The sequence below is a fragment of the Burkholderia sp. BCC0097 genome (genome assembly GCF_902832985.1).
GTDB classification, from domain to species: domain Bacteria; phylum Pseudomonadota; class Gammaproteobacteria; order Burkholderiales; family Burkholderiaceae; genus Burkholderia; species Burkholderia orbicola.
This window is the reverse complement of record NZ_CADFDM010000011.1, coordinates 96,005-109,674: the sequence shown is the minus strand read 5'-3', so window position 1 is coordinate 109,674 and position 13,670 is coordinate 96,005. Positions and strand designations below refer to the sequence as shown.

19 protein-coding genes are annotated in these 13,670 nt (G+C 66.0%); 2 read left to right on the top strand and 17 right to left on the bottom strand.

The window, feature by feature from the left end:
- Positions 1 to 6: 6 nt before the first annotated feature.
- The 7 genes from HWX07_RS30995 to HWX07_RS30965 form a co-directional block, all read right to left on the bottom strand.
- Entirely contained in the window at positions 7 to 1,467 is a 1,461-nt protein-coding gene (locus tag HWX07_RS30995) for a DUF2213 domain-containing protein (protein ID WP_175878892.1), read from the bottom strand.
- Between the two features lie 171 nt (positions 1,468 to 1,638).
- The gene (locus HWX07_RS30990) at positions 1,639 to 1,923 is read right to left on the bottom strand and encodes a DUF6527 family protein (RefSeq protein ID WP_244130057.1); all 285 of its coding nucleotides are present in this window, start codon (positions 1,921 to 1,923) and stop codon (positions 1,639 to 1,641) included.
- A 10-nt stretch (positions 1,924 to 1,933) separates the two neighbouring features.
- Positions 1,934 to 2,689, bottom strand: a complete 756-nt coding sequence (locus HWX07_RS30985; protein ID WP_175878890.1) for a phage minor head protein — start codon at positions 2,687 to 2,689, stop codon at positions 1,934 to 1,936.
- Positions 2,686 to 4,152 (bottom strand): DUF1073 domain-containing protein, encoded by a 1,467-nt coding sequence (locus tag HWX07_RS30980; RefSeq protein WP_175878889.1) that lies wholly within the window; start codon positions 4,150 to 4,152, stop codon positions 2,686 to 2,688. The genes HWX07_RS30985 and HWX07_RS30980 overlap by 4 nt, the downstream gene beginning before the upstream one ends.
- Before the next feature lie 20 nt (positions 4,153 to 4,172).
- Positions 4,173 to 5,726 carry a phage terminase large subunit gene (terL, locus tag HWX07_RS30975; RefSeq protein ID WP_175878888.1) on the bottom strand — a complete coding sequence of 518 codons (1,554 nt, stop codon included), beginning with the start codon at positions 5,724 to 5,726 and terminating at the stop codon, positions 4,173 to 4,175.
- Entirely contained in the window at positions 5,677 to 6,156 is a 480-nt protein-coding gene (locus HWX07_RS30970) for a DUF2280 domain-containing protein (protein WP_175878887.1), read from the bottom strand. Before HWX07_RS30970 ends, terL begins: the two co-directional genes overlap by 50 nt.
- Before the next feature lie 18 nt (positions 6,157 to 6,174).
- Positions 6,175 to 6,840, bottom strand: coding sequence for a putative metallopeptidase (locus tag HWX07_RS30965; protein WP_175878886.1), 666 nt, complete (start codon positions 6,838 to 6,840; stop codon positions 6,175 to 6,177).
- Between the two features lie 88 nt (positions 6,841 to 6,928).
- Here HWX07_RS30965 and HWX07_RS30960 point away from each other — a divergent pair, with 88 nt between their 5' ends.
- Positions 6,929 to 7,216, top strand: a complete 288-nt coding sequence (locus tag HWX07_RS30960; protein ID WP_175878885.1) for a hypothetical protein — start codon at positions 6,929 to 6,931, stop codon at positions 7,214 to 7,216.
- Between the two features lie 275 nt (positions 7,217 to 7,491).
- Here the strand turns inward: HWX07_RS30960 and HWX07_RS30955 are convergent, their stop codons facing one another.
- Genes HWX07_RS30955 through HWX07_RS30905 form a run of 10 tightly spaced genes read right to left on the bottom strand, consistent with a single transcriptional unit; the run spans position 7,492 to position 13,068 of the window.
- Positions 7,492 to 8,151, bottom strand: coding sequence for a hypothetical protein (locus HWX07_RS30955; protein WP_175878884.1), 660 nt, complete (start codon positions 8,149 to 8,151; stop codon positions 7,492 to 7,494).
- Entirely contained in the window at positions 8,148 to 8,474 is a 327-nt protein-coding gene (locus tag HWX07_RS30950; RefSeq protein WP_175878883.1) for a hypothetical protein, read from the bottom strand. Before HWX07_RS30950 ends, HWX07_RS30955 begins: the two co-directional genes overlap by 4 nt.
- 11 nt (positions 8,475 to 8,485) lie before the next feature.
- The gene (locus HWX07_RS30945; protein ID WP_175878882.1) at positions 8,486 to 8,956 is read right to left on the bottom strand and encodes a RusA family crossover junction endodeoxyribonuclease; all 471 of its coding nucleotides are present in this window, start codon (positions 8,954 to 8,956) and stop codon (positions 8,486 to 8,488) included.
- Positions 8,953 to 9,261, bottom strand: coding sequence for a hypothetical protein (locus tag HWX07_RS30940; RefSeq protein WP_175878881.1), 309 nt, complete (start codon positions 9,259 to 9,261; stop codon positions 8,953 to 8,955). Before HWX07_RS30940 ends, HWX07_RS30945 begins: the two co-directional genes overlap by 4 nt.
- Positions 9,258 to 9,434 (bottom strand): hypothetical protein, encoded by a 177-nt coding sequence (locus tag HWX07_RS30935; RefSeq protein ID WP_175878880.1) that lies wholly within the window; start codon positions 9,432 to 9,434, stop codon positions 9,258 to 9,260. The genes HWX07_RS30940 and HWX07_RS30935 overlap by 4 nt, the downstream gene beginning before the upstream one ends.
- Positions 9,428 to 9,604 (bottom strand): hypothetical protein, encoded by a 177-nt coding sequence (locus HWX07_RS30930; protein WP_175878879.1) that lies wholly within the window; start codon positions 9,602 to 9,604, stop codon positions 9,428 to 9,430. Before HWX07_RS30930 ends, HWX07_RS30935 begins: the two co-directional genes overlap by 7 nt.
- On the bottom strand, positions 9,601 to 9,861 hold the full coding sequence (locus HWX07_RS30925) for a hypothetical protein (protein WP_175878878.1): 261 nt from the start codon (positions 9,859 to 9,861) through the stop codon (positions 9,601 to 9,603). Before HWX07_RS30925 ends, HWX07_RS30930 begins: the two co-directional genes overlap by 4 nt.
- Positions 9,858 to 10,907, bottom strand: a complete 1,050-nt coding sequence (locus HWX07_RS36860) for a DUF1376 domain-containing protein (protein WP_208457118.1) — start codon at positions 10,905 to 10,907, stop codon at positions 9,858 to 9,860. The genes HWX07_RS30925 and HWX07_RS36860 overlap by 4 nt, the downstream gene beginning before the upstream one ends.
- 56 nt (positions 10,908 to 10,963) lie before the next feature.
- On the bottom strand, positions 10,964 to 12,202 hold the full coding sequence (locus tag HWX07_RS30910; RefSeq protein ID WP_175878877.1) for a phosphoadenosine phosphosulfate reductase family protein: 1,239 nt from the start codon (positions 12,200 to 12,202) through the stop codon (positions 10,964 to 10,966).
- Complete coding sequence (locus tag HWX07_RS30905; protein WP_175878876.1) at positions 12,199 to 13,068, bottom strand: hypothetical protein; 870 nt, start codon at positions 13,066 to 13,068, stop codon at positions 12,199 to 12,201. The genes HWX07_RS30910 and HWX07_RS30905 overlap by 4 nt, the downstream gene beginning before the upstream one ends.
- A gap of 44 nt (positions 13,069 to 13,112) precedes the next feature.
- On the opposite strand from HWX07_RS30905, the gene HWX07_RS30900 reads away from it, so the two are divergent.
- Complete coding sequence (locus tag HWX07_RS30900; RefSeq protein WP_175878875.1) at positions 13,113 to 13,670, top strand: hypothetical protein; 558 nt, start codon at positions 13,113 to 13,115, stop codon at positions 13,668 to 13,670.

The following is a 13,670-nucleotide window of genomic DNA, read 5'->3' as shown; positions in this document are numbered from 1 at the left end:
GGCTCCTTACTTGCGGACCTTCCAGAATTCCGCGTGGATTGCGTTGATGTCTTTCCGCTCGGTCTGAGTGGAATCGTTCGTCCGGCGCTGCGTCACACCGGAGTTCTTGCTGCGCACGACCTCCGACGCTGCGTTGAAGAACGCCGCGACGGAATCGCAGGTCATGCTGGCCACGTTCGCGCCGCCGACCACCGACTTGACCAGTTCGGCGTTCTCGTTGTCCAGCGCGGCGCGCAGCGCGCGGCGGCGCAGCACGCAGATGGCGTCGACCGTCTTCTTGCGGACCGCTTTCGCATCGAACGTCGGCAGTCGCACGCCCGGCGCGAGGATCTCGGCGCGCGAGAGCGCGTCCTGAAATTGGTCGCGCAGCGCGGTGCTGTCGCCAGTACGCGCGCCGGTCTTGTCGTCGTCGCCTTCGCCGGCACCGTCGTTGTCCATCGTGCCGGTGCCGTCCAGATCGTCGTCACCGCCGTCACCGTCGCCGGTCTGCGTGCCGCCGCCTTCGAGCTTCGTCACGCGATCGGCGAGCGCGTCGATCTTGCCGTTCGTGGCTTGGATCGCGTCGAGCACCTGCTTGAGCGGATCGCCTTCGCCACCGCCCGCGCCATCGTCGCCCGTCGCGGAGACAGCCGCCTTCGGATCGGTGCCGGTGGCGGGCATGTGGATGTGAATCTGGGGCTGGCCGTCGCCACCCTCGCCGCCTTCGTCGCCGGTCATCTCGCTCGCGACCTTCTCGAACGCTTCGGAATCGCGCGTCATGAACGCCTTGCGCAACGCGTCGACGAACTTGGAGCCTTTCTTGGTTGCCATGCTTGCATCTCCTGTCGGGAGTAGGTTGGAACTGCTATCCCCGATCGAACACACGGGGCCACAGCGGGCGCTTTTCACGAGGGCGACGTGGTTGCCCACGATCACCACCTGTCGCGCCCGCCCAGGCGCAATCTGTTCGTAGTCGGCGTCGTAGCCGTTGCTGACCTGCGTGAGCGCGTCGGCGCCCTTGCTCTGGACGCGCCGGATCGCCTCGGCGTCGGTGATCAGCAGGTCGGCGAGCATCAGTTCGGCCTGGTCGCCTTCGCCTTGCCGCACGTTGCGGACCGTGCCGCGCGCCACCGACATGTAGTTCGCCGGCGTCACGAAATCCGGCGGATGGTCGATCGTGATCGGCTTGCCTTCGAAGCTGGCGAGCGTCTCAGGGCTGAACAGCACGTCGGCCGTGCGCTCGGCGACGATGACGCCGTCCTTCGCCTCGATCTCGGGCAGCTCGAAATAGGCGTAGTCCTGCGCGCCGACGCGCGCGATTGGCACGGCCTCGCAAAGCAGGAACCCTTCCGGCGTGATCGACTGCCGCTCGCCGAGCTGCTCGGCCGCGTACACGCCCGATGCGGTAATGCCGTCGCGGGTATGCGCGCGAGCGCGCGGCGCATGCGAGCCGCACGTGCACGCGTGGTCAGTGGTGAAAATGCGCATGTCAGTCTTCGATGCTGGTTCGGACGCCGCGCGCGATGACGCCGCGGACTCGCTCGTAATCGGGCTCGGTGCGTGTGACCCGACACCAGACGGCCAGGTATCGGAGGTACAGCGGCAACCACCACGCGGTGCGCACTCGCACGCGCAACGTCGTTCGATGTGTCGGCATGCTCAGTCCATCCAGTCAGGAATCTCAACCGTCTGACCGGCCAGATCGTGTGTGCAGTCGCCGCAGAACTGGATCCGGCCATCCGTGATGAATGAATGGCAGACGTTCCGGCGCTCGCCCGGGCCCGGCCACGACACGAGGATCGACGGCGACAACGTCGGCACATCGACGCTGCCGTTCCAGTTCCATCGCGCCGGGTTCGGAGAATCGCAACCATGCGGATAGACGACGTGCAGCTCACCGCACGGACACTCGAACAGCAACGATCCGCTGTTGTCCCGTTTCATCTTCGCCATATCAGTCCATCGGAAGCACGACCTCGGCCCAGCACCGACAGTTGTAGATGCAGCCCGGGTGTGCCCGCGCGCCCGACCGCTTATCGGCAACCGGCGGCTTGTCCCACGTGAAAAACTTGCCTTCCAGCTCGCGATGGTCCTCGCGGACGTCCGAGTCGCCCGACGTCCGCCAGAAGTAACCGGGGCTCCCGACGTCGAGGGCCCGCGCCTCGGTGAGAGTCGCGGCCGTGCGACTGACCTCGGTTCTCGCGATCGTGTCGGCCCGGCTTTTCGCGACCTGCCCGGACTCCTGAATCGCCTTCGAGATCTGCGCGGCGCGCGCGCCGTCGACAATCCCTTCCAGCGTCAGCCGGTGCACGCGCTCGGCTGCGTCGAGCGGGATGGACTTGATCAGCCGAACCTGCTCGGACAGGAGCGCGCGCATCGTCTCGCCGGTGGCCGCACCGCGGATCTCCTCGCGCAGCGCGCGCGACATGTCGGCCGCCTGCTTCATCCACATCTGCTCGTCACGCCGGTTCAGGTCGGCGATCATGCGCGCCGCGGTCGCCTTGGCCCACGGCGCGAGCGCCTCGGCGTAACGCCGCAACAGTTCCTCGATCGTCGGCGCATACGACGCGTCATCGGCCGGAAAGCCGCTCACGAGCACGCCGACCTGGTGGGCGATCTTTCGCAACTGGCTGCCGTACTTCCGCTCGGCGCCGCTGAGCCGTACCGGGTTCTTGCGCCGGTCGCGCTTTCGATCGAGGGTGAAGATCATCGACGTCGGAAAAGCCTGCGAAGCAGAGAATCGTTCGTGCGCGCGGCCGCCCCCGGCGTCGGGCCGAGCGGAACCGTCGGATCGATGTCCGGCGGCTCTTCGCCTCGCTCGTCCTCTTCGGCCTGCTCGATCGCTTCGTCCGGGATGTCGCCGAACATGCCGGTGTCGGGCGACGACGCCTTCAGCTCGCGCATGCCCTGGCTGCGGGGAATCAGGTCGGCGTCGACGGCCTTCGTCACCGAGTCGACCGTCTTGTTGCCGATCTCCGCCTTCTCGGCCGCCGACATCTCCTGCAACGGGTTGAACTCGTACGAGAAATCCTCGGGCAACGGCTGCCCGATCTCGGACCGGCACATCACGTCAAGCAGTCCGTGCAGCGGGTTGCGCATCCGACGCTCCTGCCGCGTGTGCACCTTCTCGTGATACAGCAGACGTGAGCCCTCGCCGGTGTCGCTCAGACCGGCCGGCTGCTGACCGAACAGGCGATCAAGCGGAATGCCCGTCGCGCCGCTGAGCTGCATCGCGAACTGGAGCATGACGTCGGACAGCCCGCTGAACGCGTACTGGTGCGTCTCGAACTTGTCGGTCGCGTCGATGAGGGTGAGGCCCTCGTTCGACTGCCCGAGCCGGATCATCTCGACCTGCTTCAGCAGGCCGTTGAGCGCCGGGCCGCCCGCCGCGATGATCTCACGCAGCTTCTCGACGCTCAGCGTGCGCAGATGCGCCTTGTAGACGAGCTGCCCGGCGCCGACCGTCGCGCTGTCGAACGCGATCAGTCGGTCCCACATCGGCTCGAGGATCGACAGGCCCCAGCCGTTCTCGCTGATGCGCTGGTAGTACGGCAGTGCTTCGCCGTCCATGCGCAGCACGCGGGAATGGTGAATGCGCCCCTGCGGCAATCCGATCGTCGTCGGCAGCACGTCGTAGTACTTCGGCATGCCGAGATCGGGGCCAAACTCGGTCACGACTTCGCCGACCGGCGGCGCAACCATCCAGCGGTCGAGCACGAGCAGGCCCTTGAACTGGCCCTTCCCGATGGTCTCGCGCCGCAACGGCTGCGACATGTCCTGGCCGTCGATCAGCATCACGGCGATCGCGCCGCCGTACAGCTGCGCCCACTTGCCGGTGTCGCAGAGCTGATCCCAGATCGCCTTGCGCGTGAGCGCCGTCTCCATCTTCGACACGTCGGTCGGATCGAGCCCGGACATCTCGATGCCCTTGCGGGTCATGTCCTCCGGGATCGCGTCCACCGCGGCGCGTACGATCCACGATCCGCGATACGCCGCTTCCAGCCAGACGCGGTTGCGGCTCTGGTACGACAGCGTGTACTGCGCCGCCGACGCCTGGTTGTCGGCGCCCCATCCGAGCCGCGCTTCGAAGTTGGCGAACGAGTCGGCCGTGCGATGGGCGTGCGTCGCAGCCGGCGCGCGCGGCGGCCGGGTCTGTTGCTTCCGTTTCGACATTCCGGGAAATCCTGTCGTGCTCAACCGGCAAGCCGCTCCCAGACCGACAGGTCCTTCGCGCCTCCCAGCATGTCGTTGATTGCGTCGACCATCGGATCGATCTGGTCGTCGTGCATGTGCGTGTCGTCAGCCGTGAACGAGTCGCACTCGGTCAAGAAGTCGCTGACCCACGGGGCATCCAGCGGGACACCGACGTTGCCGGCGTCGATGTGGCTGACGACGTCCATGACGCGCGTCAGCTTGTCCTTCACGCGCTCGATGCCCTCGATCGGGATGCCGCCCTCGGCCTGAATGTCCTGAATCAGCCCGGTCCCGCTGGACTTGTCTTCGACCTTCATCTGGCGTAGCACCGGCGCGCCCGGATCGTCGGCACCGATGGCCGCGTGCTTGTTCCAGAAGTCGATCGCGCGGCGCTTCAGCTCGGGCGCCTTCCACTTCCCGCGCACCAGGTCGATCAGGTACACACGGTTGTCGTACCCGAGGCCCCAGCACTCGAACACGCTATAGTCGTTTCGCTCAGCGGTCTTCTGCGCGGTGTCCGCGAATATCTTCCGGTACTGCAACTGCGGCAGCGCGCCGTAGCGCAGGAACTTGCCGCTCTGGATGATGCCGCCGCCCAGCGGCGACGGCCGCTGCATGTACTGGCCGTTGAAGACGTACGCGTCGGCCTTCTCGGACGCGAGCAGCTCCTGCAGCGGTTCCTTGTACGGCCAGTAGCTGTACCGGCCGTCCTCGTCTCGCTCGTCGCCCTCGACGCGGTCGCGGATGTGCGCCGGCAGCTTCGCGACGTACTCGTCGGTGATGAGCGCCGGGATCTCGATGAACTCCCACTCGCCCGGCAGCTTGCCGGCCTTGATGAAGCCCGTGGGGTCTTCCTCGGCGAGCCGCTGCATGATCACGATGATCGGCGTCTCCGGGTTCGCCTTCCGGCTCTTCACGGTCGACTGAATCTTGCGGTTCGCCTTGTCCCGGTTCGTCTTGCTGTACGCGTCCTCGACCTTCAGCGGGTCGTCGATGATGATCGCGCCCTGCCAGCCGTCGGTCATGTGCCCGGCGCGGAAGCCCGTGATCTGGCCGCCGAGAGACACCGCGTACACGCCGCCGGCCTTCTTGCCGTCGACCAGCACGTTCCAGCGCTTCTTTGACTTCGCGTCGTCGGCGACCTTCAGCGGCCAGAGCGCCTGGTACTCGTCGGATGAGACGATGTCGCGCGCCGTCTCGCTGTTCAGCAGCGCGAGGTCGTCCGAGTAGCTGATGTGCAGGAACCGCGCGCGCGGGTTCAGCGCGAGGCCGCGGGCGATCAGGTTGATCGCGACCAGCTCGGTCTTCGACGAGCCAGGCGGCACGTTGATGACGACGTTCTTCAGCGTGCCGTCGATCACGCGCTGCACCGTGTCGGCGATCAGCACGTGGTGCCAGTTGACGCGGAACTTGATCGCCTGCCGGTGCTTGAAGAAGTACCGGCTGAAAAACAGGTGGTCCCGCTCGCACTTCGCCTTCAGGACGGCCCGCTCGATGGCGGGGTCAATACTCGTCTTCGAGTTTTGCGACGGCGGCTGCGACCTGGCTTTCATCGACGACGACCGTCCTGTTCTCGATCGGGCCGCCGTTCTCCCCAGTGTGTTCGAGGCGGCGCCGGTTCGTGTAGGCGTCGCCGGATTCCTTCGCAGCCTGCTCGAGCAGCTGCGCCATCAGCGGCAGGTTGTTGCGTCGCTCCGCTTCGGCGACGGCTCGGTCGAGCGCACGCAGGCGCACCGCGCGGTGCGACACACCGATGCGCGACGTATCGTTGAGGAACTCCTCGCGCGTGCGCTCGAAGATCTCGCGGTACTTCTTGCTGAGCGTCGCGCCGGCGCGCTTCGTCGGGTCGTAGCGCTCGCACTGCTGCGGCGACACCTCGACGCCGAACTCCTCGCGTACGGCCTTCGCGGTGCGCGAGATCGTGTCGAAGCACGCCAGCGACTGCACGATGAACACCTTGATCGCGTCGGGAAGTGCAGCCATAGCGGAAAAACGTTCGGGTTACGCGGCCCGCAGGATGCAGGTGCCGCAGGCGCGCGCGATGTCGACGTGACCGACCTCCGGCGCGCGGCGGGCCGCGGCGACGAGCTCTGCCGTGTCGCCCGCGCCGCCGGCCACGCCGTAGCGCCGGACGATGCCGACGAATTCCTCGACGTCGTGCCCGCGGATGCCGAGCTTCGGCATGCCATCTTTCGCGAAGGCAGGTGCGCCGAACGCGTCGGTGCGCTGGTCGATGTGATACAGCTCGTGCTCGACCAGCGCGCACCACTGCAGGTCGTTGCACTCGCGCGCGTAGTGCGCGTCGAGCGTGATCAGGAACGCCGGCACGCGGCCGAACCATTCGAGGTACTGCTGTTCCTGCCGAGCGCGCTGCCATCCGCCGGCGCGGATCGTCACCTCTTCGCACTGGCCGACGACGCGCCGCATCTGGCGCACGTTCTCGACGGCCGCCCAGAGGTAGGCGACGTCGGCGTCGACCAGGTGTTCGTGATCAGGGTTGTGCAGCGGCGCGCCGGCGCGCAAGAGCGTCTCGTTCACCCACTCGGCAACGCCGTCGGCCGGCACGATGCGCCGGATCCAGTTCGAGTCGTCGAAGAGGATGTCCGGCGGCGCAGGACGCGGCGCATGCGCCACCGGAGCGAGTCCGGTTCGCTTCGAACGAGGCATGTTTATGGCGGACTCAGGTGGGACAGGCCGTCGGCGTAGAATCGTCGAGCCGGATGAGAGCCGGCACAACCTAACTGGAGACCAATAAATGGCTGAATTTTTTACCCGCGTTGAACTGCACGACGAGCAAAAAGGGGACTACGACAAGTTGCACGCCCAGATGGCAATCCGTGGATTTGCCAGAACAGTCACGGTCAATGGCATTGAGTGCCATCTGCCGGATGCAACCTATGTCATCTCAGGTGTCGGCACCGCGCAGGGGGTCAATGAACTTGCGCTGGAGGCTGTGAACGCAATCGGCCGGGCGGCGGGTATCGTAGTGGCACAGACGACTTACGCCCAAGTATCTGTGACCGGATTGATTCCCGTGAAGTGATGAAAAAGCCCGGTGGCTTTCGCGCAGCGGGCTCGATATGTCTGGTGCCAGCAGGGCGGCGGAAACCCGTCTGCACCTTTCGGCGCGCTGGCTGATCACCTCGCTGCGTCTTTCCCGCCGGCGCAGCTAAGGCCGAGTCGAGTATAGCGCGCACGCACCACAACGAAAAAGCCCGCTGGCTTGTCGGCTTAGCGGGCTTTGGTCGCAACTCTGCAATGTGACGAAAATCTATACCCTGTCCGCCACATTTGCAAGGGGAATTTTCGCCGTACCCCTTACGCCTCAACGGCCTCCGCGATCGTCACGTTGTTTCGCTCGAAGAGCGGCGTCAGGCGCTTCACGGCCTGGTGCTCCAGTTCGACGAGCCGCTTCCGGATGATCTGCGCGTTCCGCTCGAGCGTGCGGACCGTGACGTGCGTCTCTTCCGATATCTCCCGATACGACAGCCCGTCCTGGCGCAGCCGCACCTGCGAGTGGCCGGCGATCAGCGCCATGATCGCCTTGCCGTTCGTCACGGTGAGCGACGGGCGCAGATACGTCCGCATCTCGACGAGCGCCCGCTTCCACTCGGCCGACGGCGGGATTCCCGGGTCCGCCGCGCGCGTGGCGCTCGCCGGGCGCGCCGGCATCCCGCAGGCGTATCGCAGCCACACGGCATTGCGTTCCGGCTTCAGTAGGTGATCCCGCACGGCGCCAACGACCATCGCGCACTGGGCCCGGATTTCGTCACCGTTCAGGCCTTCGAAGTTGATCGTGCCCGACGAGGTGCCGTACAGGTAGTCGAGAAATTCAGCCTGGCGCGCGGTGAGGTGGCCGACCGATTCGAGGATCTGGATCAGCGCCAGGCGGAACTGCTGCTTCTGCCGCGGCGGCAGCGACGTCACGAGAAAGCTGACGTGCAGCGCCTGATGCGTGTTCTCGAAGATGGCGATCACCGGCCACCCCGCGTCATCATCGCCAGCGCCTGGCGCGTGTTGAGCTCGGCCATGTAGCCCGACAGGTTGCTCGTGAAGTCCGGCCGGATGCGCATGTCGACGTGCGTGCCCGGCGAGCGGCTCGTACCCGCGAGCGAGTACATCCGCCCGCGGCTCTCCGAATGGCAGTCGAGCCGCGCGAGCGCGACGTCGAGCGACAGCAGCTGGCGCACCGACGAAACGGGATGCTTCAAGCGGCGTGCGAGGTCGTGCGCCGAATACCGGACGCCGGGCTTCATCGCCCCGATCAGCCCGTTGATGGTGAGTTTGCATTTTGCTTTCAAGGCCCCGCTCCTTACGCTGACTTCAGATTCAACTCGATCGCCTCGATCCGCACGCCCGGCGTGCGCGCGTAGCGCTTCGACACCCAGAGGTCGACGACCTGGCCGTCGTCGACGTACACCACTCCATTCATGCCGTCCTTCAACGCCTTGACAACGTTGTCGGCGTCTGGCTTCTTCGTCGCGCCGATGGCGCCGGCGGCCGCTTCGCCCTGGCGCTTCATCGACCAGCTCGCCGGAATCGGCAGGCCGATGTGCACAATCAGGCGGATCGGGCCGGCATATGGCGAGGCGCTGCGCATCGCCGCGCGCGCGGCCATCTTCACGAGGTTCTCGTACCGCTCGGTCTTCTCGGGCGTGTAGGTCGTGACGTGCGCACCGCGGCGCGCGAACTTCGGGCGCCCCTTCGCGATCGGAGCGCCGGGAACGACGAACTGGACGCGCTGCGCGATCGGCGATGCCGCGATGAGGGACTGTTGCGTCATGCCCCACCCCACGGCTTGAACGCACGCCACAGGCGAGTTATCCATGGGTAAGTCGCGGCGAGCTCATCCTCGGCGATCTGCGGCGCGAGTTCAAAAAGCGCGCCGCCGGGCCCGCAAGGCGCAAACTTGTCGCGCATCGCCTTGCATGTCGGCAGCCAGCCGTTGATCGGGTCGCGCAACGGTGCACCCTCCGGGTTGCGGCAAACGCGCTGCAATGTTGGGGGCGGGTCGACATAACCGAAACGGCAATGGGCACAAACCACCACGGCAGTAGCGGGTGATTTCGAGTGTTGGGACTGGCTCATCGAAGCACCTCCAGCGAAAGCCGGCCGAACCGGTAGACCTTGCGGTAGCCATAGCGCTCGGAGAAGTAGCGCCGGTGGTCGATCTCGAATGCGAGCCCCTTGCCGCGCAGGCGGAAAAAGAAGCCCTGCCGGTGCACGCAGACAAACGTGTCGCGGGAGATTTTGATCAGCATGCCGGCACCTCGCTCGAGGGTCGCACCGCCGTCTCGGCCGGCTTGTGCGCATCGCAGTAGTCGCGACCCTTGTGCGTCCAGTGCGCCTTCACGCGCGGGCCATGAGCTGCGCACTCGCAGCAGTAGCGATGGCCGCCGGCCTGCTTCATCGCTTTCGTGATCCGCTTCATGCCGTCACCTCGTCGGTCACGCCATCGGTCACCGGCACGCCGCTGATCGGCCGCAGCCATGCATCGGGAATCCAACCGGTCTTCAGCTCGCACGGCCGAAACGTCAGAACGTCCGTCCCCGGGATCGGTGTCGGTGCCTCGACGTACCAGCAGAAGCCGAGGCCCAGGTAATCGCCATACGGCGCCTTCACCTCGACGATGCGATCGCGGGCTTTGCCGCGCGTGATCACGGCCATGTCGCCGACTTTGCAGTTCATCGCCCTTCCCCCATCAAAGCGCCGGCCGCGACCGGGCCGGCGGTGTTGCGAAACGCGCGGTTGTGGTCGTCCCACCATGGGCCATCGCCCGCGGCGTCGAACACGCGCAGCTTGAAATCGAACGGAGGCTCGTCGCGGCCCTGCTCGACGCCGAGCGTGCCGCCGTGCTCGACGATTCCGGTCCACGAGCGCCACCAGTCGCCGACGGCGCGCGTCCCTGTCGCAGGCTTCGCGGCGCGCGCGGCGAGCAGGTCGCCGAGGATCAGCTCGAGCAGGCCGAGGTTGAGCGGCTGTTCGGAGCGCTCGCGCTCACGGCGCTTGCGGCCCGTCGCAATGGCCGCGCGCAGGTCATCCGCCGTCACGCCGCGCCCGGGCCAGCTCGCCAACCGCGCGTCATCGGCGGCGAAGCCGACACCCGACGAGCGAAGGATTTCCACGAAAGCGGCGGCGGCGATCGGCGGTTCTTCCCCGTCTCCCTGTGCTGTGCCGCCGCCGCTTGCTGTGTTTACATCTCCCTCTCCCTCTCGCTTGCGATCGGGGGGCGAATCGGGGGGCGATTGCGTTGGTGATCGGGGGGCGATCGGATCGGGATCGCGCCGCGAATCGGATACGATCTCGCGGACCTGCTTTTTTCGAAGCCATTCGGATTGCGGGGCGATCGCTTTCAGGAGGTTCGCGGCCTCGACGATCTGCGCGCGCACGGCCACGGTGTCGACTTCGATGCCCCAGCGCTTCGCGTTGCCGGTGGTGCCGGACAGGCTGCTGGTCAGCTTCGATACCCACGCTTCGAGCACCTTCTCGGCGACGACCGGGTGATAGAGGCGGCCGTCGGCGCACTTCACCCATCCGCGCAGCGCATGTTCCTTCACGCGCTTCCAGTTCTTCGACTGGGACAGATGGCCGAGCATGCGGTCGTCGGCGGGCAGGCTCGCGGCCGGGATCTGATGCCAGCTCTCAAGCCACAACGTGATCGCCGCCGCGCGCTCGTCGCCGGTGCCGAGGATCCACGTCTCGGACGTCAGCAGGCGCTTCACCTCGAGCGGCATGAACGGGAAATCGCGGAGATTGCAGTCCGCTGGGGTGAGAGGATTCGGGAGGTCGTTCACACGTATTCCTCTTCCGAAAACAGCCGCGGCTGCACGGCGCCGTTCGCATACACGACGTCGAGGATGACGTCACCGGTAGGCTCGTCACCCTCCCATCCTTGCGGCCAGGTCTGTGCTGCGATCAGCTCGCGGATACGAGCCTCTTCCTCTGCGTCGATCAGGTCGATCATCGGTCGGCCCGTAGCGTGCGCAACGCGGTTGCATTCGTTTTGGATTGAAAGGATTCGATCGAGGGCCATCAGCCGCGCCTCGAACGTGAGCGGGCCCAGACGCTGCGGGTTCTTCGCAACGCCGCCGCCCTTCAGTTTCTCGAGTCCCGGCTTCCGCAGGCGATGGTGCGGCGCGCGCAGCTCACGCCACAACGGCTTGATGCCGCGCAACGGAGCGAGATAGGACCACTGGGAACTACGCAGCACCGTCTCCAGCGCCTTCTCTTCCTGTGCCAATGGGCAGCCGATGCAGCCCGTGCGTGCGTTCAGTTCTTCAGCTTCGTCGCCGCCGTATGCATCCGCGATCGCGCGCGTCGACCAGTCGCCGAAATCGGCTTCTGGCGCCCAATGCTTGAGCCATTCCCAGACGTGGCAGACTCGCCAGTGCAACAGCGGCGCGAGCGTCGCAATGCGACCGCGCAGGCCGCGTGCGTTCGACAAAACCTGCTGATACCAGCCTTGGCCGCACTCGGCACCATCCTTGCCGCAGCTCATCTCGATGCGACGATCGCGTATCGCGCTTTCGCCCTGACGCACACCGGTGATCATCAGGATCCCGCCGTCGACGCCATCGAGGCGGCGGCGCAACGCTTCTTCCATCGGATCGATCTTGATCTGCCGCGTGCACCAGCGGAGCGTGTTGTTGTTGGGCGGCGGCACGCCGCGGCCGAGGATGTACACCATGAATCGCTTGTCGAGCGGCGCGCGCACGACTTCGACCTGGATGCGACGGTCGCGAAGCTCGTCCATGATCTTCATCGCCGAGATCGCGAGCGGCGGAAGCTCTTGCCGGGTGTCTGCGTAGAAGACGGTCAAGGTCTTCGGCGGGGCGATTCTGCCGGTGTCGATCAACCAACACACGATCGTCAGCGTCGCAGTGCTATCTTTGCCGCCAGACCAGGCGATGCCCCAATGATCATGCTCAGGCCCATAGGCCTGCATCGATTGGATGGTCAGTTCGATCGATTCGGTCATCTGCAGGCGCTGCGCGCCAGCAGCGAGGAAGTCGAGTTGTTGGGCGCTCATGCACCCTCCCGCGCGATGTGCGGCAGCGGCTCGGCAGCCGATTCGATCGCAACCTGAATGCGCTCGAGCTGCTGACGGAGCCGATTGACCTCGGAGTCGATGCTGACCCGGCGTACGGCTTGCTTGCAGGCGCTGGCAATCTCCCATGCTCCGGCACTCGCCGGCAGCCCAAGCGCACGCGCGAGCTCGCCGCGCGCACTGTCGATCTGCGCTGCGTCGCGCTGCGCATGCTCCTTGGCCCGATCGAGAATCAGCCGCCGTTCGTTTTCCGCCTCTTCGGCAAGGTTTTCGAGCCGCTCGGTAGCGGCCTTCAGCCGGCGTTCCGCGTTCAGTTGGTCCCGTACAGCATCCGCGACAAGGTCGCCGAGGCGCGCGCGCAGCTTCTTCTCGAGCGTCCACTCGTTGCAGAGTCCGGCCCGCAGCTGCTCGCGGCCCTGTTCCGCGAGCCGCGCCATGCCGTCGATGATCAGCTTGATCCACGCGTCGCGCGGCAGGTTCTCCATGTTCTTCAGCGTCGGCCCCTTCAGCGAGCGCCAGCCGTCCGGGCCGCGCACGATCAGGCCGCATCCAGCCGGGATGTCTTCCTTTTTCAGCAGCCCGGCCGGCGCGGCGAAGATCACGCCGGCGGCGAAGCGCAGGTACGACGTCCACTTGCCCGCCGTCACGTCGCGGCGGAAGTCGGCGACGCTGATCTTGCATTCGTAGGCGACCGGCTGGAATCGCGCGAACGAGCACGGCACCGTGTAGACGTCCGGCCGCGGCGAGCCGACCGGCCCGAGCTGCATGTCGGTCCAAACGAGGCGATCGGATGCGCCGCGAAGATGCGCGGCGAGATCCTTGGCGAGGTCATCGTGCGCCCAGGTCATGCGACCTCCGCCGTCTGCCGCCGTCCGACGATTGTTACGCTAAGATGATCGAGCCGCGCGCGTTCGTGGCTACCATCAACCCGGGGAACACGATGGACATTACAACTATCGGCGCCGCAATAGGCGGCCTCAAGAACGCAATCGACTTGACCAAGACGGCGATTGCGGCCCGCGACGATCAGAAGCTCGCGGAGGCCCGACAGGCCATAAACGACCGAATCATCGACGTGCAAAACGCGGCGCTCGCACTGCAGGAGAAGCAGGCGAGCGCGCGCGACGAAATCGATGAATTGAAGGAGCAGCTTCGCTCCGCCAACGAGAAGATTGCCGAGCTTGATCGAAAACGTGCTCTTCGCAGTCTGTACGAGCTTCGTGAACTGACCGAGGGCGTATTCGTGCTGGCAAGTACGAGCCCTGACACGTCGCAGCCGGCGCACCTGATTTGTCAGCCCTGCATGGACAACGACAGCAAGCTTGGTGTCCTGCAGCAAACCTCGAAGTACGGTGGAATCAAGCTTAAGTGCCCCTTGTGCGCTATGGAGTACCGCACCGGCAAGTACGTCCCGGCCCCTCCAGTGCACATCCCCAACACCCGCTGGTAA